Origin of the sequence: Streptomyces justiciae, from assembly GCF_015163075.1 — a bacterium.
GTDB classification, from domain to species: domain Bacteria; phylum Actinomycetota; class Actinomycetes; order Streptomycetales; family Streptomycetaceae; genus Streptomyces; species Streptomyces justiciae.
On record NZ_JADDXU010000009.1, the window covers coordinates 123,201 to 147,087 of the forward strand.

General features: G+C 71.4%; 24 protein-coding genes. 15 read left to right on the top strand and 9 right to left on the bottom strand.

What is annotated here, in order from left to right; all coding sequences use genetic code 11:
• Positions 1–9 precede the first annotated feature (9 nt).
• Together IQ210_RS24965 and IQ210_RS24970 are read left to right on the top strand one after the other, a co-directional pair.
• Positions 10–1,605, top strand: a complete 1,596-nt coding sequence (locus tag IQ210_RS24965) for an acyl-CoA carboxylase subunit beta (RefSeq protein ID WP_194081344.1) — start codon at positions 10–12, stop codon at positions 1,603–1,605.
• An 8-nt stretch (positions 1,606–1,613) separates the two neighbouring features.
• Complete coding sequence (locus IQ210_RS24970; protein WP_194081345.1) at positions 1,614–1,823, top strand: acyl-CoA carboxylase subunit epsilon; 210 nt, start codon at positions 1,614–1,616, stop codon at positions 1,821–1,823.
• A 56-nt stretch (positions 1,824–1,879) separates the two neighbouring features.
• On the opposite strand, the gene IQ210_RS24975 is transcribed toward IQ210_RS24970, so the two are convergent.
• The gene (locus tag IQ210_RS24975; protein ID WP_194081346.1) at positions 1,880–2,962 is read right to left on the bottom strand and encodes an SGNH/GDSL hydrolase family protein; all 1,083 of its coding nucleotides are present in this window, start codon (positions 2,960–2,962) and stop codon (positions 1,880–1,882) included.
• Positions 2,963–3,094: 132 nt separating this feature from the next.
• Here IQ210_RS24975 and mmpB point away from each other — a divergent pair, with 132 nt between their 5' ends.
• Both mmpB and IQ210_RS24980 read left to right on the top strand, forming a co-directional pair.
• Complete coding sequence (gene mmpB, locus IQ210_RS47940; RefSeq protein WP_256784129.1) at positions 3,095–3,223, top strand: morphogenic membrane protein MmpB; 129 nt, start codon at positions 3,095–3,097, stop codon at positions 3,221–3,223.
• Between the two features lie 22 nt (positions 3,224–3,245).
• The gene (locus IQ210_RS24980; RefSeq protein ID WP_194081347.1) at positions 3,246–3,866 is read left to right on the top strand and encodes a Maf family protein; all 621 of its coding nucleotides are present in this window, start codon (positions 3,246–3,248) and stop codon (positions 3,864–3,866) included.
• Here the strand turns inward: IQ210_RS24980 and IQ210_RS24985 are convergent.
• A complete protein-coding gene (locus IQ210_RS24985) occupies positions 3,835–4,326 on the bottom strand; it encodes a hypothetical protein (RefSeq protein WP_194081348.1) in 492 nt (163 codons plus the stop codon). The genes IQ210_RS24980 and IQ210_RS24985 overlap by 32 nt on opposite strands.
• 364 nt (positions 4,327–4,690) lie before the next feature.
• Between IQ210_RS24985 and IQ210_RS24990 the strand changes: the two genes are divergently transcribed.
• Positions 4,691–6,463: an acetyl/propionyl/methylcrotonyl-CoA carboxylase subunit alpha gene (locus IQ210_RS24990; RefSeq protein ID WP_194081349.1), complete on the top strand. Its 1,773-nt coding sequence runs from the start codon at positions 4,691–4,693 to the stop codon at positions 6,461–6,463.
• Positions 6,464–6,550: 87 nt separating this feature from the next.
• Here the strand turns inward: IQ210_RS24990 and IQ210_RS24995 are convergent, their stop codons facing one another.
• Both IQ210_RS24995 and IQ210_RS25000 read right to left on the bottom strand, forming a co-directional pair.
• The gene (locus tag IQ210_RS24995; protein WP_194081350.1) at positions 6,551–7,249 is read right to left on the bottom strand and encodes a hypothetical protein; all 699 of its coding nucleotides are present in this window, start codon (positions 7,247–7,249) and stop codon (positions 6,551–6,553) included.
• Between the two features lie 104 nt (positions 7,250–7,353).
• A complete protein-coding gene (locus IQ210_RS25000; protein ID WP_194081351.1) occupies positions 7,354–8,343 on the bottom strand; it encodes a helix-turn-helix transcriptional regulator in 990 nt (329 codons plus the stop codon).
• Positions 8,344–8,598: 255 nt separating this feature from the next.
• On the opposite strand from IQ210_RS25000, the gene IQ210_RS25005 reads away from it, so the two are divergent.
• A complete protein-coding gene (locus IQ210_RS25005; protein ID WP_194081572.1) occupies positions 8,599–9,141 on the top strand; it encodes a TetR/AcrR family transcriptional regulator in 543 nt (180 codons plus the stop codon).
• An 80-nt stretch (positions 9,142–9,221) separates the two neighbouring features.
• On the opposite strand, the gene IQ210_RS25010 is transcribed toward IQ210_RS25005, so the two are convergent.
• Positions 9,222–10,187 carry a DeoR/GlpR family DNA-binding transcription regulator gene (locus IQ210_RS25010; protein WP_194081352.1) on the bottom strand — a complete coding sequence of 322 codons (966 nt, stop codon included), beginning with the start codon at positions 10,185–10,187 and terminating at the stop codon, positions 9,222–9,224.
• Positions 10,188–10,353: 166 nt separating this feature from the next.
• A complete protein-coding gene (locus IQ210_RS25015) occupies positions 10,354–11,802 on the bottom strand; it encodes an NAD(P)H-quinone dehydrogenase (protein WP_194081353.1) in 1,449 nt (482 codons plus the stop codon).
• A 97-nt stretch (positions 11,803–11,899) separates the two neighbouring features.
• On the opposite strand from IQ210_RS25015, the gene IQ210_RS25020 reads away from it, so the two are divergent.
• The 4 genes from IQ210_RS25020 to IQ210_RS25035 all read left to right on the top strand — a co-directional run bounded on the left by IQ210_RS25020 (position 11,900) and on the right by IQ210_RS25035 (position 16,431).
• Positions 11,900–12,337: a gamma-glutamylcyclotransferase gene (locus IQ210_RS25020; protein ID WP_194081354.1), complete on the top strand. Its 438-nt coding sequence runs from the start codon at positions 11,900–11,902 to the stop codon at positions 12,335–12,337.
• 112 nt (positions 12,338–12,449) lie between these two features.
• Complete coding sequence (locus IQ210_RS25025; RefSeq protein WP_194081355.1) at positions 12,450–13,274, top strand: purine-nucleoside phosphorylase; 825 nt, start codon at positions 12,450–12,452, stop codon at positions 13,272–13,274.
• Positions 13,275–13,493: 219 nt separating this feature from the next.
• A complete protein-coding gene (locus tag IQ210_RS25030) occupies positions 13,494–15,125 on the top strand; it encodes a phospho-sugar mutase (protein WP_194081356.1) in 1,632 nt (543 codons plus the stop codon).
• Between the two features lie 136 nt (positions 15,126–15,261).
• Positions 15,262–16,431, top strand: a complete 1,170-nt coding sequence (locus IQ210_RS25035) for a hypothetical protein (RefSeq protein ID WP_407699720.1) — start codon at positions 15,262–15,264, stop codon at positions 16,429–16,431.
• A 5-nt stretch (positions 16,432–16,436) separates the two neighbouring features.
• On the opposite strand, the gene IQ210_RS25040 is transcribed toward IQ210_RS25035, so the two are convergent.
• Both IQ210_RS25040 and IQ210_RS25045 read right to left on the bottom strand, forming a co-directional pair.
• Positions 16,437–18,062, bottom strand: coding sequence for a hypothetical protein (locus tag IQ210_RS25040; RefSeq protein ID WP_194081357.1), 1,626 nt, complete (start codon positions 18,060–18,062; stop codon positions 16,437–16,439).
• A gap of 103 nt (positions 18,063–18,165) precedes the next feature.
• Positions 18,166–18,816 (bottom strand): PH domain-containing protein, encoded by a 651-nt coding sequence (locus IQ210_RS25045; protein ID WP_194081358.1) that lies wholly within the window; start codon positions 18,814–18,816, stop codon positions 18,166–18,168.
• A 106-nt stretch (positions 18,817–18,922) separates the two neighbouring features.
• On the opposite strand from IQ210_RS25045, the gene deoC reads away from it, so the two are divergent.
• From deoC to IQ210_RS25060, 3 genes are read left to right on the top strand one after another with little or no spacing between them, the layout of a single operon-like run.
• The gene (deoC, locus tag IQ210_RS25050; protein ID WP_407699721.1) at positions 18,923–19,888 is read left to right on the top strand and encodes a deoxyribose-phosphate aldolase; all 966 of its coding nucleotides are present in this window, start codon (positions 18,923–18,925) and stop codon (positions 19,886–19,888) included.
• A gap of 5 nt (positions 19,889–19,893) precedes the next feature.
• On the top strand, positions 19,894–21,330 hold the full coding sequence (locus tag IQ210_RS25055; protein ID WP_194081359.1) for an aldehyde dehydrogenase family protein: 1,437 nt from the start codon (positions 19,894–19,896) through the stop codon (positions 21,328–21,330).
• Complete coding sequence (locus IQ210_RS25060) at positions 21,323–22,216, top strand: aldehyde dehydrogenase family protein (RefSeq protein ID WP_194081360.1); 894 nt, start codon at positions 21,323–21,325, stop codon at positions 22,214–22,216. The genes IQ210_RS25055 and IQ210_RS25060 overlap by 8 nt, the downstream gene beginning before the upstream one ends.
• 99 nt (positions 22,217–22,315) lie before the next feature.
• Here IQ210_RS25060 and IQ210_RS25065 read toward each other — a convergent pair whose 3' ends face one another.
• Positions 22,316–22,726: a hypothetical protein gene (locus IQ210_RS25065; RefSeq protein ID WP_194081361.1), complete on the bottom strand. Its 411-nt coding sequence runs from the start codon at positions 22,724–22,726 to the stop codon at positions 22,316–22,318.
• 60 nt (positions 22,727–22,786) lie between these two features.
• On the opposite strand from IQ210_RS25065, the gene IQ210_RS25070 reads away from it, so the two are divergent.
• Both IQ210_RS25070 and IQ210_RS47300 read left to right on the top strand, forming a co-directional pair.
• On the top strand, positions 22,787–23,494 hold the full coding sequence (locus IQ210_RS25070; RefSeq protein ID WP_407699722.1) for a uridine kinase family protein: 708 nt from the start codon (positions 22,787–22,789) through the stop codon (positions 23,492–23,494).
• A gap of 31 nt (positions 23,495–23,525) precedes the next feature.
• The gene (locus IQ210_RS47300) at positions 23,526–23,711 is read left to right on the top strand and encodes a DUF6281 family protein (protein ID WP_322656762.1); all 186 of its coding nucleotides are present in this window, start codon (positions 23,526–23,528) and stop codon (positions 23,709–23,711) included.
• Positions 23,712–23,887 lie beyond the last annotated feature (176 nt).

A 23,887-nucleotide genomic window follows, 5' to 3' on the forward strand; every position in this document is an offset into this window, starting at 1 on the left:
CGCGACCCGATGTCCGAGCCGGAAGAGATCGACATCCACACCACCGCGGGCAAGCTCGCGGACCTCCAGCGCCGCATCGACGAGGCGACGCACGCCGGCTCCGCACGCGCCGTGGAGAAGCAGCACGCCAAGGGCAAGTTGACGGCCCGTGAGCGGATCGAGCTGCTGCTCGACGAGGGGTCGTTCGTCGAGCTCGACGAGTTCGCCCGGCACCGGTCCACCAATTTCGGGCTGGAGAACAACCGCCCGTACGGGGACGGCGTCGTCACCGGGTACGGCACCGTCGACGGCCGCCCGGTCGCCGTGTTCTCCCAGGACTTCACCGTCTTCGGCGGCGCCCTCGGCGAGGTCTACGGCCAGAAGATCGTCAAGGTCATGGACTTCGCGCTGAAGACCGGCTGCCCGGTCATCGGCATCAACGACTCCGGCGGCGCCCGCATCCAGGAGGGCGTCGCCTCGCTGGGCGCATACGGCGAGATCTTCCGCCGCAACACCCACGCGAGCGGTGTCATCCCGCAGATCTCGCTGGTCGTCGGCCCCTGCGCGGGCGGCGCGGTGTACTCCCCGGCGATCACGGACTTCACCGTCATGGTCGACCAGACCTCGCACATGTTCATCACGGGTCCCGACGTCATCAAGACCGTCACCGGCGAGGACGTCGGCTTCGAGGAGCTGGGCGGCGCCCGCACCCACAACTCCGTCTCGGGCGTGGCCCACCACATGGCCGGCGACGAGAAGGACGCCGTCGAGTACGTCAAGCAGCTGCTGTCGTACCTGCCGTCCAACAACCTCTCCGAGCCGCCGGTCTACCCGGAGGAGGCGGACCTCGCCGTCACCGCCGAGGACCTGGAGCTGGACACGCTCGTCCCGGACAGCGCGAACCAGCCGTACGACATGCACACGGTGATCGAACACGTCCTGGACGACGCCGAGTTCTTCGAGACCCAGCCGCTGTTCGCCCCGAACATCCTCACCGGCTACGGCCGGGTCGAGGGCCACCCGGTCGGCATCGTCGCCAACCAGCCGATGCAGTTCGCCGGCTGCCTCGACATCCAGGCCAGCGAGAAGGCCGCGCGCTTCGTGCGGACCTGCGACGCCTTCAACATCCCCGTGATCACCTTCGTCGACGTCCCCGGCTTCCTGCCCGGCGTCGACCAGGAGCACGACGGCATCATCCGCCGCGGCGCCAAGCTGATCTACGCCTACGCCGAGGCAACGGTCCCGCTGATCACCGTCATCACCCGCAAGGCGTTCGGCGGCGCCTACGACGTCATGGGCTCCAAGCACCTCGGCGCGGACATCAACCTCGCCTGGCCCACCGCCCAGATCGCCGTCATGGGCGCCCAGGGCGCGGTCAACATCCTGCACCGCCGCACGATCGCGGAGGCGGAGGCGAACGGCGAGGACCTCGAAGCGGTGCGCGCCCGGCTGATCCGGGAGTACGAGGACACCCTCCTCAACCCCTACATCGCGGCCGAGCGCGGCTACATCGACTCCGTCGTCATGCCGTCCGACACCCGCCGCCACATCGTCCGCGGCCTGCGCCAGCTGCGCACCAAGCGGGAGTCCCTGCCCCCGAAGAAGCACGGCAACATCCCCCTCTAGGAGTCGCCATGACGATCAAGGTCGTACGGGGCAACCCCACCCCCGAGGAGCTCGCCGCCGCCCTGGCGGTGGTCCGAGCCCGCGCCGCGGCGGCAGCGGAAACACCGCCCGGCGCCCCCCAGCCGCGGGACGGGTGGTCGGACCCGTCCCGCATCGCAACACGCCGCTTGCCGCAGCCCGGGCCGAGTACATGGGCCCGCACTTACTGGCCAAGCTAGCCGCAACCTACCCAGGGGCGCGGGGAACTGCGCGACCAGCCACAGCGAACCCGCAGCTAAAGACGGCGCACAACGGCTTCGGCCATCACCTCGTACCCCTCGTCATTGGGGTGCAGATGATCGCCGAAGTCGTACGCCCCACACAGCCGATCCGGATCCCCCGGATCGGCCATCACCCGTTGCAGATCCACCACCGCGTCAAACTCCCCCGCACCCCTGATCCACTCGTTCACCTCGTGACTCACCTTCGCCGCATGCTCCCCCCAGTGGTCCGAGCCTCCGAACGGCAACAAGGTGCCCCCGACGACCCTCAGCCCCCGTGCCTGCCGTATCAACTCCCGATACCCGGCGATCAGTTCATCCGCCTCCACCACCGGCGCCGGCTTGTACGTAGGCTGCTCATCCGTCTCACTGAACCCGATGTCGTTCAGCCCCAGCAGCACGACAACCGTGTCCACCCCGGCCGGCCCGAGGACATCGCGCCCGAACCGCCGCACCCCCCTCTCCCCGTACCACGCGGAATCGTTGAGCAGCAGGTTCCCGCCGATCCCGGCGTTGAGCACGGGCCGCCCGGTCAGCCGGGCCAGCGCGTCCGACCACCGCCGGTCGGCGCCCACCGTCGACCCGAACCCGTCCGTGAGGGAGTCCCCGAACAGCACCACCCCGTCGCTCCGACCGGCGTCGACCTCCACGGCGCTCAGGAAGTACCAGGACTCGCTCACGGCATCAAAGCCCCCGGCACTGTCCAGCAGATCCCCCTCGCCCCGCCAACTCGGCGCGAACGCCTGCGCGTGGAACGTCGCCGGCCCGGTCGCCGCCTCGAAGTACAGCGTGACCGCCACCGACTCCCCCGCCGCGACGGCGAGTTGGACGGCGTCGCTGACGACCTCTCCGCGCGCCGGGATCTCCACTCCGCCCTCGCCCCCGAAGCCCAGCCGCCGCCCCTCCACGGCCGCCCCGGCGACCCGCACGGGCGAGGTGCCGTACGCGTTCGACAGCCGTATCCGCACCCGCTCCCCGCCCCCGGTCAGCCGGACGGCCTGCCGCAGGGACTGGCGCCAGAAGCCCTCCCTCGACCAGTTGGGGGTGAAGCCCTCGCTCGGCAGCTGGGGCGAGGCGGCCCAGACGGTGGTGAACATGGCAGCACGACCTTCCAAACGGGACCAAAGTTCCTTTAACAAGAGCCACACTAACGGAACCGCAGACCCTTTTGGTGAAGTTGAGTACGCGTACTCAGGCGCCGCCCCACCCCGCCGCCGCACGCTGGACGCATGCTCTGGTCCGACCCCGAGAACGAACCGCCCAAGGAACTGCGCGACATGCAGGAGATGTTGCGACGGCTGGGCCTGTTCCTGGCGTTGGCCATGGTGCTGGCGATGATCGTGCTCGGCACGAAGTGACGGGCGCCGATACCCTGACCGCATGACTGATCAGCCGCGCCGCCGACTCGTCCTCGCCTCCCAGTCCCCCGCCCGGCTGAATCTGCTGCGGCAGGCCGGACTGGCCCCCGAGGTGATCGTGAGCGGCGTCGACGAGGACGCCGTCACCGCCCCCACGCCCGCCGACCTGGCGCTCGCGCTCGCCGAGGCGAAGGCCTCCGTGGTGTCGGCGAAACCCGAGGTCAAGGGCGCGATCGTGATCGGCTGCGACTCCGTGCTCGACCTCGACGGCGAGGCGCTCGGCAAGCCCGCGGACGCCGAGGAGGCCACCGCCCGCTGGAAGGCGATGCGCGGACGCGCGGGCACGCTCCAGACCGGCCACTGCGTCTACGACACCGTCTCCGGCCGGTACGCCTCGGCCGTCGCCTCGACCGTCGTCCGCTTCGGCGAGCCGACCGACGAGGAGATCGCCGCGTACGTCGCCTCCGGCGAACCCCTCTACGTCGCCGGGGCGTTCACCCTCGACGGCCGCAGCGCGCCGTTCATCGACGGCATCGACGGCGACCACGGCAACGTGATCGGCATCAGCCTGCCCCTCGTACGGAAGCTGCTGGCCGAACTGGGCGTCGGGATCACGGAGTTGTGGGCGCCGGCGGAGAAGTGACCGGGCCGTTGCCCTCCTTGGCCGGGCCGCCGTCCCCCTGGTCGCCGGGGGCGGCGTCGGCGGGCTCCTGAGGACTGTCGTACGTCATCAGGAGCAGCACTATCAGCGCCAGTACGACCACCATGAAGCCGAACTCGGCCGGGCCCAGCAGGCCCCACGCGAACGCGCCCAGCAGGGCGTGCACCACGGCCGCGCTGATCAGCAGGATGCGGCCGAAGCCGGCCGGGGCGCGGTCGCGCAGGGCGACCAGCAGCGCCACCAGGCCACAGAAGGCGAAGTAGAGGCCGAAGACGATGCCGCCGATCTTCGAGGACGTCGACATCATGTCGGGGTCGAGGCCGGCCAGGGACATGTCCTGACGGTCGACGACCACCCCGAGGAACCAGTTGACCGCCGCGATCCCGAACGCCTCCACGAAGAGGACGATCGCCACGATCCACGCCACCGGCCTGCGCACCACCGGTCCCCACCCACTCTCAAGCCGAGCCCTGGTTACCCCAAGTACGTTCGATACACGGCGAACGCTACTAACGGGTAAACCCGGGGACAAGGGTTCTGCGAACGGCAAAGAATCATTGGGCCATTCGTAGGGACTCCACAAAGAAACGGAGTGGCCCGCAGCACGTGGTGACAGAGACCTTGACCACAAGGGCGGGCTAGGGTTTTCCGGAGGAGTCCTGCGTACCGAAGCGTGACAAGGGATTTCGCGGGTCGAGCGAGCCTCGAATCACGCTCCGTGTGGGCAAGCTCACCATTGGGGACGGGTCGAACTGCCGTGTCGGCAGTCCCTAAACTCGGCTTGTTTCAAGGAGGGAGCCTCAATCGTGCGCAAGGTGCTCATCGCCAACCGTGGCGAAATCGCTGTCCGCGTGGCCCGGGCCTGCCGGGATGCCGGTATCGCGAGCGTGGCCGTATACGCCGACCCGGACCGGGACGCTCTGCATGTCCGCGCCGCGGATGAGGCGTTCGCCCTGGGTGGTGACACCCCCGGCACGAGCTACCTGGACATCGAGAAGGTCCTGAACGCGGCGCGCGAGTCGGGCGCGGACGCCATCCACCCGGGCTACGGGTTCCTGTCCGAGAACGCCGACTTCGCGCAGGCGGTCCTGGACGCGGGCCTGATCTGGATCGGCCCGCCGCCGCAGGCCATCCGCGACCTCGGTGACAAGGTCGCCGCCCGGCACATCGCCCAGCGTGCCGGCGCGCCGCTGGTCGCCGGCACCCCCGACCCGGTGAGCGGTGCGGAGGAGGTCGTGGCCTTCGCCGAGGAGCACGGCCTGCCGATCGCCATCAAGGCCGCCTTCGGTGGCGGTGGCCGTGGTCTGAAGGTCGCCCGGACCCTGGAAGAGGTTCCGGAGCTGTACGAGTCGGCGGTCCGTGAGGCCGTGGCCGCGTTCGGCCGGGGCGAGTGCTTCGTCGAGCGCTACCTGGACAAGCCGCGGCACGTGGAGACCCAGTGCCTGGCCGACACCCACGGCAACGTGGTCGTCGTCTCCACCCGTGACTGCTCGCTCCAGCGCCGCCACCAGAAGCTGGTCGAGGAGGCCCCGGCGCCGTTCCTCTCCGACGCCCAGGTAGCCGAGCTGTACTCGTCGTCGAAGGCGATCCTCAAGGAGGCCGGCTACGTCGGCGCCGGCACCGTCGAGTTCCTGGTCGGCATGGACGGCACGATCTCCTTCCTGGAGGTCAACACCCGTCTCCAGGTGGAGCACCCGGTCACCGAGGAGGTCGCCGGCATCGACCTGGTGCGCGAGATGTTCCGCATCGCCGACGGCGAGGAGCTCGGCTACGGCGACCCGGAGCTGCGCGGTCACTCCTTCGAGTTCCGTATCAACGGCGAGGACCCGGGCCGCAACTTCCTCCCGGCCCCCGGCACCGTCACCACCTTCGCCCCGCCGACCGGCCCGGGCGTCCGCCTGGACGCGGGCGTGGAGTCGGGCAGCGTGATCGGCCCGGCCTGGGACTCCCTGCTGGCCAAGCTGATCGTCACCGGCGCCACCCGTGAGCAGGCGCTCCAGCGCGCGGCTCGCGCCCTGGAGGAGTTCCAGGTCGAGGGCATGGCGACGGCCATCCCGTTCCACCGCGCGGTCGTCAAGGACCCGGCGTTCGCCCCCGAACTCACCGGCTCCGCCGACCCGTTCACGGTCCACACCCGCTGGATCGAGACCGAGTTCGTCAACGAGATCAAGCCCTTCGCCGCCCCCGCCGACGCGGAGACGGACGAGGAGCCGGGCCGCGAGACGGTCGTCGTCGAGGTCGGCGGCAAGCGCCTGGAGGTCTCCCTCCCGGTCTCGCTCGGCATGTCGCTGGCCCGCACCGGCCTCGCGGCGGGCGCCAAGCCCAAGCGCCGCGCGGCCAAGAAGTCCGGCCCCGTCGCCTCCGGCGACACCCTCGCCTCCCCGATGCAGGGCACGATCGTCAAGATCGCGGTCGAGGAGGGCCAGGAGGTCAAGGAGGGCGACCTGGTCGTCGTCCTGGAAGCCATGAAGATGGAGCAGCCCCTCAACGCGCACAAGTCCGGCACCATCAAGGGCCTGTCCGCGGACGTCGGCGCGTCGATCACGTCCGGCGCGGCGATCTGCGAGATCAAGGACTGAGCAGGTCCCGTACGACATCCCGGGGCGCCCGGCGGACTGGAGCAGTCAGTCCGCCGGGCGCTCCGTTTTTTCCCCCGAGGTGATGGTCTACGGGTTGCTGCGGACCCATCCGGTGCCGTGCCGTACGAAGGCGAGGGCCGCGTAGCCGAAGGGCACGGCGAGCATCACGAACGACAGGACGGTCACCGGATCGATGCCGCTCGCGTAGCCGGCGACGTTGAACGGCATGGCCAGGATCAGCAGCCAGGCGGCCCAGACCGGCACGGTCCGGCTGCGCAGCAGGGCGACGCCCAGCAGGATGGCGCCGATGACGTGGGCGGCGATGAAGTAGAGGATCGGCACGCCCACCACGAGCAGGTCGTTGGTGCCCTTCGCGACCTTCGCCAGGGTGTCGACGTCGACGCCCTTGTCGAGCGCGCCGAGGGCGACGGCGTCGAGCGACGGGGTCGCGGTGATCGCGAGCAGCCCGGTGCCGAAGAGGACCGAGCCCCACAGGCCGAGCTTGGCGGACCGCGCGGTGGCCAGCAGTCCGACGGCGATCAGCCCCGGGGCGAGGACGACGGTCCCGACCGTCCACAGCCACACGGACGCCTCCGTGGCGCCCTGGTGGGCGGCGATGACCCGGGCGATCTCGTCGGCGTCGGCGTTGGTGTCGTACGGGCTGATCAGGAACGCCGCCCCGAGCAGCAGCGGTCCCAGCACGGCCGCGAGCCCCGCGAGCCGCCGCGCGGTCCCGGCGGGCGCCGGCTCGGTGGTGGTGGGTGGGTGTGACGACGTAGTGGCCATGAGGGTCCCCCTGAGGTCGCGTGGTGCGGAGCGCCTCAAGCCAGTGAAGCGAGGGCACCCGGCCGATGACCATCCGTCAATTCTGAGGGTTGCGGCCCCTGACCTCAGTCGATAAGCAACCCGAGCTCCCGCCCCCGCCGCAGCAGCGCCGCCGTGTGCCCGGCCTCCAGCTTCCGGTGCAGGGAGGCGATGTAGCCGCGCACGGTGGTCGGCGACAGCCCCATCCGCCGGGCCGTCTCCGTCGCCGTACGGCCGTCGTGGAGGTGGCGCAGCGTCCGGTACTCCTGCTCGGTCACCCCGAAGACCCGGGCGAGGGTCCGCCCCCGGGCGAGGTCGCGGAGCAGGAACAGGACGGGCAGTCCGGGGGCGGCAGACGGCACGGGCCGCACCTCCACGTCCCGGACGGTGAACGGCTGCTCCCGGCCCAGCAGGGGATCGTCCCGTACGACGGCCAGGAGCTCGGCGGCGAGGGCGTTCAGCGGCTGCGCCCGGCCGTCCTCGCCGAGCACGGCCACCCCCCACCCATGGCTCGCAGCGAGGGCCAGGGCGGCGGCGGAGAGCGCGAGCAGCCGCTGCCGCTCACCCAACCGCTGCTCCACCCCCGCGAGTTGGAGCTGCGCGAAACCGAGCAGATCGCGCTCCCGTTCGCTGAAGTCGGCGCCGGACCTCACCAGCGCGTACCCCTCGACCGCGCCCCCACCCGCCCCGGCCGTCGCCACCAGGTGCCGGCGCAGCCCGAAGGGCCGGAAGTCCAGGTTGTAGCAGTGGGTGCGCTGCCACTGCCGGTCCCCGGCGACATCGCTGACCCGCCAGGCCTGCGCGGTGGGCGTCTCCAGCATGATGTCGGTGAGCGGGTGGTCCAGGGGATGGTCGTAGATCACCATCGGGTCGGCGTGGAAGGAGTCCTCGGGCACGGACAGCGCGGACACCCCGGCACCGTCGACGGAGAGCCGGTACGCCTGCCCCGCGTCGGCCGGGATCAACTCCATCAGCGCCCCCAGGGCCCGCTCCCGCAACTCCCGCTCCGACCCGGCGTCTTCCAGCTCGCTCACGATCCCGAGCACCCGCCGCGCGTCCACACCGGCGATCTCCATACGCACTCTCCCGGCGCTGCTCTCGCCATGAGAAGTCCTGAGATGTCCGGGGAAGCCCCGAGAAGGACACCCCCGAGAAGAAGGTACGGCCTGCGCGCCCCCCGGCAAGCCCGGTCGGCCGTCTCCGATGGCATCCTGGAGGCATAACGGGGGCGTGCGAGAGAGCAGGTGGGAGCCATGGTGAGCGCGATCTCACGAGAGACCGCGGGGAACAGGGAAACCCCGGCCCCGGCACCCCCCGCACCGGCCCGCCCCATGCGCGCCGACGCCCGCCGCAACTACGAACGCCTCCTCACCGAGGCCCGCACCGCCTTCGCCACCCATGGCGCGGAGGCGTCCCTGGAGGACGTGGCGAGACGCGCCGGCGTGGGCATCGGCACCCTGTACCGCCACTTCCCCAACCGCAACGCCCTGCTGAGCGCGGTCTTCGAGGACGCGGTGGCGGACCTGCTGGCCCGCTCCCACGAACTCCTGTCCGACCCCAACCCCTGCGCGGCCCTGGTGACATGGCTGCGCGAGATCGTCACGCACGCGGGCGAATACCGGGGCCTGGCACGACAGTTGATGTCGGTGACATCCGACGACACATCGGCCCTGGCAAGATGCAGCGACCCGATCAGGGAGGCGGGCGGCGCGCTCCTGACGAGAGCACAAGAGGCGGGCGCGGTAAGGAAGGACGTGGCCATCACCGACCTCCTCCAACTGACCCATGCGATCGCACTGGCGGCGGAGGAGAGCCCGGGGGACGAGGACTTGGCCGACAGACTGTTGCAACTAACGCTGCGGGGACTTACTTAGGGGCGCGGGGAACTGCGCGACCAGCCACATACGACCTGCACTCGCGCAATTACTCGAACCCCTACGGCGAAGAGGCGAACCTATCGCCGCCGCAAGTCAGCAACGCGCGCCCGCTGCTGTTCCGGTCCGGCATCAGACGTCAACGTCCTCAACCCGGCCCCCGGAACCTGCCCCCGCCGAGGCCCCGGCAGAGCAACGTCACGGCGCGCCTGGCGCGGGGGGACGGAATCACCCCCCGCCGCACCCGAGCCCCCGGAGTTTCCCGACGCCCCCGCGACAGCGATCTGCACCCCCTGATCAGCCAGCGCCTGCAACTCCGTACCGGCACGATCGTCATGCGCCGGCGGCTCATCCGTCACCAGCCGCGTGATCACATCGGTCGGCACAGTCTGGAACATCGTGTCCGTACCGAGCTTGGTGTGATCGGCGAGCACGACGACCTCCGCCGCGGCCTGCACCAACGCCCGGTCGACGGACGCCGACAGCATGTTGGACGTGGACAGCCCGCGCTCGGCGGTGAGACCGCTGCCGGACAGGAAGGCCCGCGAGACCCGCAGCCCCTGGAGGGACTGCTCGGCGCCGGAGCCCACCAGCGCGTAGTTGGAGCCGCGCAGAGTGCCGCCGGTCATCACGACCTCCACCCGGTTGGCATGGGCCAACGCCTGTGCCACCAAAAGGGAGTTGGTGACGACGGTCAGCCCGGGTACGCGAGCGAGCCGGCGGGCCAGCTCCTGTGTCGTCGTACCCGCCCCGACCACGATGGCTTCGCCTTCTTCGACGAAGTTCGCGGCGAGGTCGGCGATGGCCGTCTTCTCGGCGGTCGCGAGATGTGACTTCTGCGGAAAGCCGGACTCCCGCGTGAACCCGCCCGGCAATACCGCACCGCCATGTCGGCGGTCGAGGAGTCCTTCTGCCTCCAGTGCGCGCACGTCCCGCCGTACGGTCACTTCGGAGGTCTGGACGACGCGGGCGAGCTCACGGAGCGACACGGCCCCGTTCGCTCGCACCATTTCGAGGATCAATTGGCGACGTTCTGCAGCGAACACGAAACTGACAGTAACGCGGACGACCGTCTGCTTTCAGCAGTATGCGCCGAATAAACGAAGTTGTTCGCACGGCAGAGCCGGAAGTGGTATAGGGCCTAATCGCCCCGACTATGCCGCACGAATGGTCGACAACTCCCTGTGACCAGCGGGGAGTCGGTTTCGGCCGTCAGGCCTCGCCGGTTTCCTTCCGGGTGTGGAGCTGCCGCGCCACCTCCGCGATCGACCCCGAAAGGGAGGGATACACGGTGAACGCGTTCGCGATCTGTTCGACGGTCAGGTTGTTGTCGACGGCGATCGAGATCGGATGGATCAGTTCCGAGGCGCGCGGCGCGACGACCACACCGCCGACCACGATGCCGGTGCCGGGACGGCAGAAGATCTTGACGAAGCCGTCGCGGATGCCCTGCATCTTCGCGCGCGGGTTGCGCAGCAGAGGCAGCTTGACGACCCGTGCGTCGATCTTGCCCCCGTCGACGTCGGCCTGCGTGTAGCCGACGGTCGCGATCTCGGGGTCGGTGAAGACGTTGGAGGAGACGGTCTTGAGGTTCAGCGGGGCCACCGCGTCGCCCAGGAAGTGGTACATGGCGATACGGCCCTGCATGGCGGCGACGGACGCGAGGGCGAAGACGCCGGTCACGTCACCGGCGGCGTACACGCCGGGGGCGGTCGTGCGGGACACCTTGTCGGTCCAGATGTGCCCGGAGTCGCGCAGCTTGACGCCGGCCTCCTCCAGGCCGAGGCCCGCACTGTTGGGGATGGCGCCGACGGCCATGAGGCAGTGGGTGCCGGTGATGACCCGGCCGTCGGAGAGGGTGACCTCGACGCGGTCGCCGACCCGCTTGGCGGCGGCGGCGCGGGAGCGGGCCATGACGTTCATGCCACGGCGGCGGAAGACGTCCTCGAGGACGGCGGCGGCGTCCGGGTCCTCACCCGGCAGCACGCGGTCACGCGACGACACGAGCGTGACCTTCGACCCCAGCGCCTGATAGGCACCGGCGAACTCGGCGCCCGTCACACCGGAACCGACCACGATGAGCTCTTCCGGCAGCTCGGTGAGGTCGTACACCTGCGTCCAGTTGAAGATGCGCTCGCCGTCGGGCAGCGCGTCGGGCACCTCGCGGGGGTGGCCACCGGTCGCGATGAGGACGGCGTCGGCGACGAGGGTCTCCTCGCTGCCGTCGGCGGTGCTGACGACGACCTTGCGGGAGCCGTCGAGGGCCTGCATGCCCTCCAGGCGGCCGCGACCGCGCATGACCCGGGCACCGGCGCGCGTCACGGAGGCGGTGATGTCGTGGGACTGGGCGAGCGCGAGCCGCTTCACACGCCGGTTCACCTTGCCGAGGTCCACGCCCACGACCCGGGCGGCCTGCTCCAGGGGCGGGGTGTCGTCGGCCACGATGATGCCGAGCTCTTCGTACGACGAGTCGAAGGTGGTCATCACCTCGGCCGTAGCGATAAGGGTCTTCGACGGCACGCAGTCGGTCAGCACCGACGCTCCGCCCAGACCGTCGCAGTCGACGACGGTCACCTCCGCGCCGAGCTGCGCCGCTACCAGCGCCGCTTCGTATCCGCCGGGTCCGCCACCGATGATCACGATCCGAGTCACGTACTCCATTGTCCCGCACGCTTCAAGGTGCTACTGCCCGGGGCCCCGCCCGAGACGCCACTGTTACGGGAGTGACGCCGGATGCGCCTGCCGTACCCTCTCCTGCATGTCGCTCTACGCCGCCTACGCCGGCAATCTCGACGCCCGGCTGATGACGCGCCGCGCACCGCACTCGCCGCTGCGCGCCACGGGCTGGCTGAACGGCTGGCGGCTCACCTTCGGCGGCGAGCAGATGGGCTGGGAAGGCGCCCTCGCCACCCTCGTCGAGGACCCCCTCTCCCAGGTCTTCGTCGCGCTGTACGACATCGCCCCGCCGGACGAGGAGTCCATGGACCGCTGGGAGGGCGTCGGTCTCGGCATCTACCGCCGGATGCGGGTACGGGTGCACACCCTCGACACCGAGGAATCGGCCTGGGTGTACGTCCTCGACGCCTACGAGGGCGGCCTGCCCTCGGCCCGGTACCTCGGCGAGATCGCGGACGCGGCGGAGTCGGCGGGCGCGCCGCACGACTACGTGATGGAACTGCGCAAGCGTCCCTGCTGACCCGCGCGGTAACCGGAGTCACGCCCTTCGTTGGAAACGACAAGACAACGATCGCCATCCCGTTCGCTCTGTCATCTACGCGCGTAGGCCGGAACCGGCTACGCTCATCCGCGTGAACGCATCTCTTCTTCCGGACGACATCCAGGGCGACCCGCACGCCGCCGCCGACGCCGCCGCCGCGCGCCTGCGCGAACTGACCGGCGCCGAGACCCACGACGTCGCCCTCGTGATGGGCTCCGGCTGGGCGCCGGCCGTGGACGCCCTCGGCGCTCCCGACGCCGAGTTCCAGGTCACCGAGCTGCCCGGGTTCCCGCCGCCGGCGGTCGAGGGCCACGGCGGCAAGATCCGCTCGTACAAGATCGGCGAGAAGCGCGCTCTGGTCTTCCTGGGCCGCACGCACTACTACGAGGGCCGCGGCGTGGCGGCGGTCGCGCACGGCGTCCGTACGGCGGTGGCGGCGGGCTGCAAGACGATCGTCCTCACCAACGGCTGCGGCGGCCTCCGCGAGGGCATGCGCCCCGGCCAGCCGGTCTTGATCAGCGACCACATCAACCTCACGGCGACGTCCCCGATCGTCGGCGCGAACTTCGTCGACCTGACGGACCTGTACTCCCCTCGGCTGCGCGCCCTGTGCAAGGAGATCGACCCGACGCTGGAGGAGGGCGTGTACGCGCAGTTCCCCGGCCCGCACTACGAGACCCCGGCGGAGATCCGTATGGCCCGGGTCATCGGCGCGGACCTGGTCGGCATGTCGACGGTGCTGGAAGCGATCGCGGCGCGTGAGGCCGGCGCGGAGGTGCTCGGCATCTCCCTGGTCACCAACCTCGCCGCCGGCATGACGGGCGAGCCCCTCAACCACGAGGAGGTCCTCCAGGCGGGCCGGGATTCGGCAACGCAGATGGGCGCCCTCCTGGCCCAGGTACTGGGCCGCCTGTAGGGCACCCGGCACCCCGAGCCGCCCGCCCAGGGGGCTCCGCCCCCTGGACCCCCGGCCCTCGCCCACCCACCACCCGACTCGGTGGGTCGAAAGGTCCACCTCTTGGCCGACAGTAAACGGGGGGTGGGTGGGCATAGGCCGGGGGTCTGGGGGCGGAGCCCCCAGGGCCGCGAACCCCCACGCACCCGCACACGCACGACGACGAGAGGCTGACCCCCGGTGCACGACGACCTCATCACCCAGGCCAAGACATGGCTCGCCGAGGACCCCGACGCCGACACCCGTGACGACCTCGGCAAGCTCATCGAGGCCGGGGACGTCACCGAGCTCACCGCCCGTTTCAGCGGCACCCTCCAGTTCGGCACCGCGGGCCTGCGAGGCGAACTCGGCGCAGGCCCGATGCGCATGAACCGCGCCGTGGTCATCCGAGCCGCGGCCGGCTTGGCGGCGTACCTCAAGAACAACGGCCGCACCGACGGCCTCGTCGTCATCGGCTACGACGCCCGCCACAAGTCCGCGGACTTCGCCCGCGACACCGCCGCGGTGATGACCGGCGCCGGACTCCGCGCTGCCGTCCTCCCCCGCCCCCTCCCGACCCCCGTCCTGGCGTACGCCATAAGGCACCTCGGCGCGGTCGCCGGCGTGGAGGTCACCGCCAGCCACAACCCGCCCCGCGACAACGGCTACAAGGTTTACCTCGGCGACGGCTCCCAGATCGTTCCGCCCGCCGACGCGGAGATCGCGGCGGAGATCGACGCCATCGCGAGCCTGAACGACGTCCCCCGCCCGGACGCCGGCTGGGAGACCCTCGACGACGCCGTCCTCGACGCCTACCTGGCCCGCACGGACGCCGTACTGGCCGCGGACTCCCCCCGCACCGCCCGCACCGTCTACACGGCGATGCACGGCGTCGGCAAGGACGTCCTCCTCGCGGCGTTCGCCCGGGCCGGCTTCCCGGCCCCGGAGCTCGTCGCCGAGCAGGCCGACCCGGACCCGGACTTCCCGACCGTCGCCTTCCCCAACCCGGAGGAGCCCGGCGCGATGGACCTCGCCTTCGCGAAGGCCCGTGCGACGGACCCGGACCTGATCATCGCCAACGACCCGGACGCCGACCGGTGTGCCGTGGCCGTCAAGGAGAACGGCGACTGGCGGATGCTGCGCGGCGACGAGGTCGGCGCCCTGCTCGCCGCGCACCTGGTGAACCGCGGAGCCCAGGGCACGTTCGCCGAGTCGATCGTCTCCTCCTCGCTCCTCGGCCGGATCGCGGAGAAGGCGGGTCTGCCGTACGAGGAGACCCTCACCGGCTTCAAGTGGATCGCCCGCGTGGACGGTCTGCGGTACGGCTACGAGGAGGCCCTCGGCTACTGCGTGGACCCGGACGGCGTACGCGACAAGGACGGCATCACCGCCGCCCTGCTCATCACGGAACTGGCCTCGCAGCTCAAGGAGCAGGGCCGCACCCTCCTCGACCTCCTCGACGACCTCGCCGTCGAGCACGGCCTGCACGCCACCGACCAGCTGTCGGTGCGTGTCGAGGATCTGTCGGTCATCGCCGACGCCATGCGGCAGCTGCGCGAGCAGCCGCCCAGCGAGCTCGCCGGACTCGCCATCACCAAGGCCGAGGACCTCACCCAGGGCACGGACAAGCTCCCGCCCACCGACGGCCTGCGCTACACGCTCGACGGCGCCCGTGTCATCGTCCGCCCCAGCGGCACCGAGCCGAAGCTGAAGTGCTACCTGGAGGTCGTCGTCCCGGTCGCGACGCACGCCGACCTCCCGGCGGCCCGCGCCAAGGCGACGGACGTACTGGAGACGGTCAAGCGGGACCTGTCGGCGGCGGCCGGCATCTGACCCACCACGACGCCCAGGGGCGCCCCGGACCACGAGGGACGCCCCAACGGGTGATTTCGCGCCCGCACCCCGCACCGGCTCCCCCGCCCGGGAAACGGTGGACGGACAACCGTCCCCCGAGCCCCGGAGCCGCCCCGTGTCCTCGACCGCCCCCAGCATCCCGGGCAGCCGGCGACCCGACACCGGGCCCCCGGCCCGTCTCCTCGCGCCCACCCTGCGCCGGGCCGCCCCCGCCCTCCTCGCCTACGTGGCCGTACGCCTCCTCGGCCTGCTGTTCCTCGCGTTCTGGGCGCACCGGCAGGGCCACGGCGTCTGGCCGATCCTGGCGACGCAATGGGACGCGAAGTGGTACCTGGGCATCGCCGACCACGGCTACGCGCACGAGCTGGGCACCGCGTACGACGCGAACAACCTGGCCTTCTTCCCGCTCTACCCGGTGCTGGTGAAGGCGGTCGCGGCCGTCACCCCGGGCAGCCGGGCCACCGTCGGTCTGCTGATCGCCGTACTCGCCTCGCTCGCCGCGTCCTGGGGGATCTTCGCGGTCGGCGACCGCCTGCACGGCCGCCGCGCCGGCATCCTGCTCACCACCCTCTGGGCGGCCCTCCCGGTGGGCCTCGTGCAGTGGATGGGCTACACGGAGTCCCTGTTCACGGCGTGCGCCGCCTGGGCGCTGTACGCCCTCCTCGCCGACCGCCCGCTCACGGCGGCCTGGCTCGCGGTCCTCGCCGGTCTGACCCGCCCGACCGGCGTCGCGGTCGCCGCCGCGGTCTCGCTGACCTGCCTGCTCGCCCTGCGCCGCGGCTTCTCCGTACGCGCCCTCACGGCCGCCCTCCTGGCCCCGCTCGGCTGGTGCGGGTACGTCGGCTGGGTGGGGCTGCGGCTGGGCCGCTGGGACGGCTATTTCGCCGTACAGCGGCTGTGGCACAACGACGTGGACGGCGGCCGCGAGACCCTGCGCCGGTTCCGGGAGCTGCTGGCGTACGACTCGACGCCCGAGCTGTTCCTGGTCCTGGTGACGGTGACGCTGCTGGCGTCGACGGCGTTGTTCGCCCTGTCCCTCAGGGACCGCCAGCCGCTCCCCCTGCTCCTGTTCACCGGCGTGCTGCTGACGATCGTCCTGACCAGCGGCGGCGTGTACTTCCCGCGCGCCCGCTTCCTCCTCCCGGCCTTCCCGCTCCTGCTCCCCCTGGCCGTACGGCTCCTCCGCGTCCCAGCCCATTACCGCGCGGCGGCGCTGACGGCGGCCGTGCTGGGGTCGGCGTACTGGGGGGCGTACATGGTGCTGGTGTGGCCGAGCGCGCCGTAGGCCGGCTACGGCATGAAGTAGAGGGCCGCAGTCCAGGCGAGGACCAGCGCCAGCGTCACGGGCCACAGCCGCCGCTCCCGCTCCCGCGCGTCGATCCCGCCCGTCGGCCGGACCTCAGGGTCCTTCCACATCGCGGTGATCTCGGCGGCGGCCCGCTCGTAGGGGTGGACGAGGCCGAGCTTGCGTTCCAGCCAGCGCCAGCGCAGCGTGAACGCCGACCACTCCGCGAAGGTGGCGCGGCGGCTGTCGATCTTCAGCTCGTTGCCCTTGCAGCGGACGACCCGGATGTGGTCCCAGGCGATGTGCTGGGTGCGCCGGACCCCGTTGAACCACAGCCCGGCGCTGTCCGCGGTGATGCGCCAGCCGACGCAGTACGTCAGCAGCCAGCCCCCGCAGAGCGCGAGGGCGGCGCCGAGGACCCAGCGCCACACCCCGGTCTCGCTCCACGCCCACTGTCCGGCCCACAGCACGACGGCCGTGGCGCTGAGCCAGTCGGGCCACCCGGCCCGCCAGCGCCGTACGGCACCCGGCTCGGGCAGCACGTGCGCCACCACCTCCCGCTTGTCCTTGCGGACCGCACGGCGTACGGCCCGCTCGGAAACGGGGCGTACAGGGCCGGTCGAGTACTCGACGACGGGCGGCTCGTCGGGGTCCGCGTCGGCGGCGAGGACGACGACCTCGGCGCCGTCGTAGGGAGCGCCGTACAGGACGGCCTCCCGCAGCGGCCCGGGAGCGTCGTCGTCGAGCCGGTCGAGGAGGGCGTTCAGCTCCTCCTCGTCGAGTTCGTCGTCGTCCTCGTCCTCGGTGTCGGGACCGCTGTCCTCGGCCTCGTCCATCTCCAGCGTCGAGACCGTGAACAGCGGCCGCAGCGCGCCCACGTCGTCGGCGGCGAAGACCTCCGTGTCGACGTCCGTGTTCTCCCGCACCAGCACCCGCAGCACCGGCGCCGGCTCCCGGCGCAGCGCGACGGCCCGGCGCCGGCCCAGCGCGGCGGAGAGCAGCACGGTCAGGCCCAGCCCGGTCAGGTAGAGGCCACAGGTCGCGGCCCCCTCACGGTCGACGACGTCGTCCCAGACCCCGGAGGTGGCGCTCAGCACGACCCCGGCCACCGTCACGGCGGAGCCGAACCAGGCCAGCCCCTTCCCGCGCGTCACCGGCTGCTCGGCGTACGGCACCGGCGCGGTGACGCCCCCGGCCGCCGCGAGGGCCGCCTCGCGCTGCCGCTTCCGGGCGGCGAGCCGCACCTCGGCGGTCTGTGCGCAGAGCCCCGCGAGGACGGGGCAGGCCAGGAGGAACAGCCAGGACGGCTCCAGTGCCACGACCATGAAGACCGCCGTCGGCGCGGTGAACCGTACGACCTCGGGGCGGGCCACCAGCCACACCGGCTGGAGCGCGAGGAACGCGGCGAGCAGGGGCGGCACGTCCCCGTCCGTGACGGCGACCGCCAGCAGTGCGGCGCCCAGCCCGAGGACCACCACCGCCATCACGGTCTCGGTCCGCCGCGGCACCGGCACCCGGCGCGGGGGCAGCGCGTCGGTCCAGCGCCGGGTCTGCTCTCCGCCCCAGGACGGACAGCCGTCCGGTGTCGCGGAGGCGGGCAGCGGCAACGGCCGCGCAGGATTCGTACTCATCGTCTTCCAGACACTCGGACCACGCCGGTGGTTGCGGTCCTCGGGTCCGGTACGGCCGAGGCACGGGGCAGATCATGGCCCCGCGAGCTGTGAATCGCGTGGGTCAGCCGGTGGCGAGCAGGATCGCCAGCAGGACCGCGCCCGCCAGTGCCGGGGCCAGCACCTCGTACGCCCAGCGCACCGACACCTCGCCCTGCGCGCTCTCCGCCTTCTCCCGCGCCTCCCACAGCTCGCGCAGCTCGTCCATGACCTTGTCCGTTTCGGCGCGCAGCGGGCCGTCGGCGGCGTCGGCCGCGGCAGCGGTGGAGCCGGCGCCCGGGAAGCCGAGGCCGCCCATGCCCCGGGTGCGTCCGCCGCCGCGTCCGCCGGACTCGGCGCGGGCGGTGCGCCGGGCCGCCTTCTTGCGGGCGCGCAGGGACACCGGGATGGCCCAGAGCTGGTACTTGGTGCCGGCGGCGGCGACGACCTCGTTGGAGTAGCTGGAGCGGAACGCGGCGACCTGGCTCCAGGGCAGCACGATCACGCGGAACGGGTTGCGCACGCGCAGCCGGTCCTGGCCCGCGAAGACGGCCGGGCGCAGGGTGAAGGCGACGACCAGTGGGATCACCAGGATCATCGCGGCGAGCGCCAGCCAGGGGACCCGGCCCGAGCCCTGGACCAGGGCGTCGATGCCGAGCCAGATGGCGATGGCGAGCAGCAGCACGCCTCCGGCGATGGCCGCGGGTGAGCGGTAGATCCGGTCCTTGGTCGTCATGGGGCCGATTCTGCCCGACGGGGCGGCGGCGCTCGTACGCGGTGGCGGCCGACGAGATGAGCATCCGGGGGTGTACAGCCGCTACGCGCGTAGATATGCTCGTGTGGTGACCATGCCCACCACTGCATCTCCCGCACACGCTCTTACGGACGTGACCGCGTCCGACAGCACGCTGCGTCGCTTCCTCCACGGGCTGCCCGGCGTCGACGCGGTCGGCCTGGAGGCGCGCGCCGCCTCCCTCGGCACCCGTTCCATCAAGACCACCGCGAAGGCGTACGCCATCGACCTCGCCATCTCGATGGTCGACCTGACGACGCTGGAAGGCGCGGACACCCCGGGCAAGGTCCGGGCGCTCGGCGCCAAGGCGGTCCACCCCGACCCGACCGACCGGACGACTCCCGCGACCGCGGCCGTCTGCGTCTATCCCGACATGGTGGCCGCCGCCAAGGAGGCCGTCGCGGGCTCGACCGTGAAGGTCGCCTCGGTCGCCACCGCCTTCCCGGCGGGCCGCGCCGCCCTCTCCGTGAAGCTGGCCGACGTGCGCGACGCCGTCGCCGCCGGTGCGGACGAGATCGACATGGTCATCGACCGCGGGGCGTTCCTCGCGGGCGACTACATGAAGGTGTACGACGAGATCGTCGCCGTGAAGGAGGCCTGCGGGACGTCGGCCCGCCTCAAGGTCATCTTCGAGACCGGCGAGCTGTCGACGTACGACAACATCCGGCGGGCGAGCTGGCTCGGCATGCTGGCGGGCGCGGACTTCATCAAGACGTCCACCGGCAAGGTCGCCGTCAACGCCACTCCCGCCAACACCCTGTTGATGCTGGAGGCCGTACGGGACTTCCGTGCGCAGACCGGCGTCCAGATCGGCGTGAAGCCGGCCGGCGGCATCAGGACGACGAAGGACGCGATCAAGTTCCTGGTCCTGGTCAACGAGACCGTGGGCGAGGACTGGCTGGACAACCACTGGTTCCGCTTCGGCGCCTCCTCGCTCCTGAACGACCTGCTGATGCAGCGTCAGAAGCTGGCCACCGGCCGCTACTCCGGCCCCGACTACGTGACGGTGGACTGATCCACATGGCATCTGCATTCGAGTACGCCCCGGCGCCCGAGTCCCGCTCCGTCGTCGACATCGCGCCCTCCTACGGCCTGTTCATCGACGGCGAGTTCACGGAAGCCGCCGACGGCAAGGTCTTCAAGACGGTCTCGCCGTCCACCGAGGAGGTCCTGTCCGAGATCGCCCAGGCGGGCGAGGCGGACGTCGACCGCGCGGTGCAGGCGGCCCGCAAGGCCTTCGAGAAGTGGTCCGCGCTGCCGGGCTCCGAGCGCGCCAAGTACCTGTTCCGCATCGCCCGGATCATCCAGGAGCGCAGCCGCGAACTGGCCGTCCTGGAGACCCTGGACAACGGCAAGCCCATCAAGGAGACCCGCGACGCCGACCTCCCCCTGGTCGCCGCGCACTTCTTCTACTACGCCGGCTGGGCCGACAAGCTCGACCACGCGGGCTTCGGCGCGAACCCGCGCCCGCTGGGCGTGGCGGGGCAGGTCATCCCGTGGAACTTCCCCCTCCTCATGCTGGCGTGGAAGATCGCCCCGGCGCTGGCGACGGGCAACACGGTCGTCCTGAAGCCGGCGGAGACCACGCCGTTGAGCGCTCTCTTCTTCGCGGACATCTGCCGCCAGGCCGGTCTCCCCAAGGGCGTCGTCAACATCCTTCCCGGATACGGCGACACCGGCGCCGCGCTGATCGCGCACCCGGACGTCAACAAGGTGGCGTTCACGGGCTCGACGGCCGTCGGCAAGCAGATCGCGCGGACCGTCGCGGGCACGCGCAAGAAGCTCACCCTCGAACTGGGCGGCAAGGGCGCCAACATCGTCTTCGACGACGCCCCGATCGACCAGGCCGTCGAAGGCATCGTCAACGGCATCTTCTTCAACCAGGGCCAGGTGTGCTGCGCGGGCAGCCGGCTCCTCGTGCAGGAGTCGATCCAGGACGAGTTGATGGACTCCCTGAAGCGCCGACTGTCCACGCTGCGCCTCGGCGACCCCCTGGACAAGAACACCGACATCGGCGCGATCAACTCCGAGGAGCAGCTCGCCCGGATCACCACCCTCGTCGAGCAGGGCGAGGCGGAGGGCGCCGAGCGCTGGTCGCCGGCGTGTGAACTCCCCTCCTCCGGCTACTGGTTCGCCCCGACGCTCTTCACGAACGTCACCCAGGCGCACACCATCGCGCGGGACGAGATCTTCGGCCCGGTGCTGTCGGTACTGACCTTCCGCACGCCGGACGAGGCCGTCGCCAAGGCCAACAACAGCCAGTACGGCCTGTCGGCGGGCATCTGGACGGAGAAGGGCTCGCGCATCCTCGCCGTCGCGAACAAGCTCCGCGCGGGCGTCATCTGGTCCAACACGTTCAACAAGTTCGACCCGACCTCGCCGTTCGGCGGCTACAAGGAGTCGGGCTTCGGCCGCGAGGGCGGTCGGCACGGCCTGGAGGCGTACCTCGATGTCTGAGCGACTCAGTGTGTTCAAGACCTACAAGCTGTACGTCGGCGGGAAGTTCCCGCGTTCCGAGAGCGGCCGGGTGTACGAGGTGACGGACTCGAAGGGCAACTGGCTGGCGAACGCACCGCTTTCGTCCCGCAAGGACGCCCGTGACGCGGTCGTCGCCGCCCGCAAGGCGTTCGGCGGCTGGGCGGGTGCCACGGCCTACAACCGCGGCCAGATCCTCTACCGGATCGCCGAGATGCTGGAGGGCCGCAAGGCGCAGTTCGTGCGCGAAGTGGCCGACGCCGAGGGCCTGTCGAAGTCCAAGGCCGCCGACCAGGTCGACGCGGCGATCGACCGCTGGGTCTGGTACGCGGGCTGGACGGACAAGATCGCCCAGGTGATCGGCGGCGCGAACCCGGTGGCGGGCCCGTACTTCAACTTGTCGTCGCCCGAACCGGCCGGTGTCGTCGTGGTCCTGGCCCCGCAGGAGTCGTCGTTCCTGGGCCTGATCTCGGTCGTCGCGCCGGTGATCGCGACCGGCAACACGGCGATCGTGATCGCGAGCGAGAAGTCCCCGCTGCCCGCCCTGTCCCTGGGCGAGGTGCTGGCCACGTCCGACCTGCCCGGTGGTGTCGTCAACGTCCTGTCCGGCCGTACGGCGGAGATCGCGACGCCGCTGGCCGCGCACCAGGACGTCAACGCGATCGATCTCGCCGGCGCGGGCGAGATCGATGGCCTGGCGAAGGAGCTGGAGATCGCGGCGGCGGACAACCTGAAGCGCGTCCTCCGTCCACAGCCTGTGGACGACTGGGCGGCGACTCCGGGCATCGACCGCATGACGGCGTTCCTGGAGACGAAGACGGTCTGGCACCCGACGGGTTCGCTGGGCGCGTCGGGCTCGTCGTACTGACGGGCTACCGAGTCGTACTGACGGGCCGCTGAGACCGGAGAGCCGCGCCTCCCCTCCGTCCGGGGGAGACGCGGCTCTCCGCTGCGCCCACGGGTGGTCTCAGCCGTTGCCGAGCAGGCTCGTGACCTGTCCGACCACCGGCATGCTCCCGATGGACTGGGCCTGCGCCACCGGTGCCGTGAGCATCTGCGAGGTCATGGGCTGGAAGTCGGCGACCTGGGTGCCGAGGCCGTTGTCCAGCGGGTCGACGCCCGTGCCCGCGAGGGGGTTGGGCTTGAGGCCGGCGACCGGGCCGGTGACGTAGCCGACCGTGCCGGCGATGCCCTGGAGGCCGGCCTGCGGGTCGATCTGGCCCAGGGAGGTGGGGCGGGTGTGCACCAGCTCGTCGACGACCGGCTGGGTGTCCGCGGCGGCCGACGCGGCGCCTGCGCCCAGGGCCACGCCCGCGGTCGCGAGGGCGGCCAGGGCGCGCTGGGCGGTGGGGGTGGAGGAGGACGCGTGTCGGGCCATTGCTGCTGCCACCTTCGACTTGCACAGGGTAATCAGGTCGACACGAAGGGTAGTTGACGTGTGACGCGCGCTTCAAAGCCGACCCGCGGGGTCGTTGAACAGCAGGTGAATGCCTCACACTGGTGTCCCGTGAGTTCCCCTTCGTCCATACCGACGCGCGTCGTGCTGCTCTGCGGCCCCTCCGGCTCCGGCAAGTCCCTTCTCGCGGCCCGCTCCGGCCTCCCCGTGCTGCGCCTCGACGACTTCTACAAGGAAGGCGACGACCCGACGCTGCCGCTGGTGGCGGGGAGTTCCGACATCGACTGGGACCACCCCGAGTCGTGGGACGCGGACGCGGCGGTCGCCGCGCTCACCGAGCTGTGCCGCACGGGCCGTACGGACGTCCCGCAGTACGACATCTCGCTCAGCGCCATCACCGGCAAGGAGACCGTCGACATCGGGCGGACCCCGCTGTTCATCGCGGAGGGCATCTTCGCCGCCGAGATCGTCACGCGCTGCCGGGAGATCGGCGTCCTCGCCGACGCGCTGTGTCTGAGCCGCGGTCCCGTGCAGACGTTCCGCCGGCGCTTCCTGCGCGACCTCAAGGAGGGCCGCAAGTCGGTGCCGTTCCTGCTGCGCCGCGGCTGGCGCCTGATGCGCCTGGAGCGCACGATCATCGCCCGCCAGACGGCACTGGGCGCCCACGCCTGCGACAAGGACGAGGCACTGGGCCGCCTGGCAGCGGCAGCGGCGGGACGCCGCCCGGCGGCTTCGACACAGGCGGGCTGAACGACTTCGGGGCCTCCGTCGTCGTAGGACCATCACGGTCGGCGAGCGGCTGGGCACGGCCACGGTCGAGGCCTGCGACGACACCGGGGACGGCGTGGACAACGGCTCCGCCGAGCGCCGGACGGGCGCGTACGCCATCGAGGGCGTGGACCCGGCCGAGAGTGTCGCCGTGGGGGACACCCCGGCCGACGCGGCTCCGATGGCCGTCCACCGCTGACGGCGACCGGACACACCAAAACGGGGCTGGACGGACCCCCCGGCCCTCCAGCCCCGCTTCTCGGTGCTCCACCGATACTTCCCCCGTTGGTGGAGCTCCCCCCGCTTTCCCCCGTGGTGTTTCCCCCGTGAAACCCCCCGGTACTGCTCCCCCGTGCACGGCACCACCGTTACCGC

Excerpts from the sequence above, each read along its gene's own strand:
- IQ210_RS25040 (WP_194081357.1), bottom strand. The coding sequence starts at position 18,062 with ATGAGTACGAATCCTGCGCGGCCGTTGCCGCTGCCCGCCTCCGCGACA.
- IQ210_RS24980 (WP_194081347.1), top strand. The coding sequence starts at position 3,246 with ATGACTGATCAGCCGCGCCGCCGACTCGTCCTCGCCTCCCAGTCCCCC.
- IQ210_RS25055 (WP_194081359.1), top strand. The coding sequence starts at position 19,894 with ATGGCATCTGCATTCGAGTACGCCCCGGCGCCCGAGTCCCGCTCCGTC.
- IQ210_RS25060 (WP_194081360.1), top strand. The coding sequence starts at position 21,323 with ATGTCTGAGCGACTCAGTGTGTTCAAGACCTACAAGCTGTACGTCGGC.
- IQ210_RS24965 (WP_194081344.1), top strand. The coding sequence starts at position 10 with ATGTCCGAGCCGGAAGAGATCGACATCCACACCACCGCGGGCAAGCTC.
- IQ210_RS24995 (WP_194081350.1), bottom strand. The coding sequence starts at position 7,249 with ATGGCCACTACGTCGTCACACCCACCCACCACCACCGAGCCGGCGCCC.
- IQ210_RS25065 (WP_194081361.1), bottom strand. The coding sequence starts at position 22,726 with ATGGCCCGACACGCGTCCTCCTCCACCCCCACCGCCCAGCGCGCCCTG.
- IQ210_RS24975 (WP_194081346.1), bottom strand. The coding sequence starts at position 2,962 with ATGTTCACCACCGTCTGGGCCGCCTCGCCCCAGCTGCCGAGCGAGGGC.
- IQ210_RS25015 (WP_194081353.1), bottom strand. The coding sequence starts at position 11,802 with ATGGAGTACGTGACTCGGATCGTGATCATCGGTGGCGGACCCGGCGGA.
- IQ210_RS25000 (WP_194081351.1), bottom strand. The coding sequence starts at position 8,343 with ATGGAGATCGCCGGTGTGGACGCGCGGCGGGTGCTCGGGATCGTGAGC.
- IQ210_RS25020 (WP_194081354.1), top strand. The coding sequence starts at position 11,900 with ATGTCGCTCTACGCCGCCTACGCCGGCAATCTCGACGCCCGGCTGATG.
- IQ210_RS25005 (WP_194081572.1), top strand. The coding sequence starts at position 8,599 with ATGCGCGCCGACGCCCGCCGCAACTACGAACGCCTCCTCACCGAGGCC.
- mmpB (WP_256784129.1), top strand. The coding sequence starts at position 3,095 with ATGCTCTGGTCCGACCCCGAGAACGAACCGCCCAAGGAACTGCGCGAC.
- IQ210_RS24970 (WP_194081345.1), top strand. The coding sequence starts at position 1,614 with ATGACGATCAAGGTCGTACGGGGCAACCCCACCCCCGAGGAGCTCGCC.
- IQ210_RS25045 (WP_194081358.1), bottom strand. The coding sequence starts at position 18,816 with ATGACGACCAAGGACCGGATCTACCGCTCACCCGCGGCCATCGCCGGA.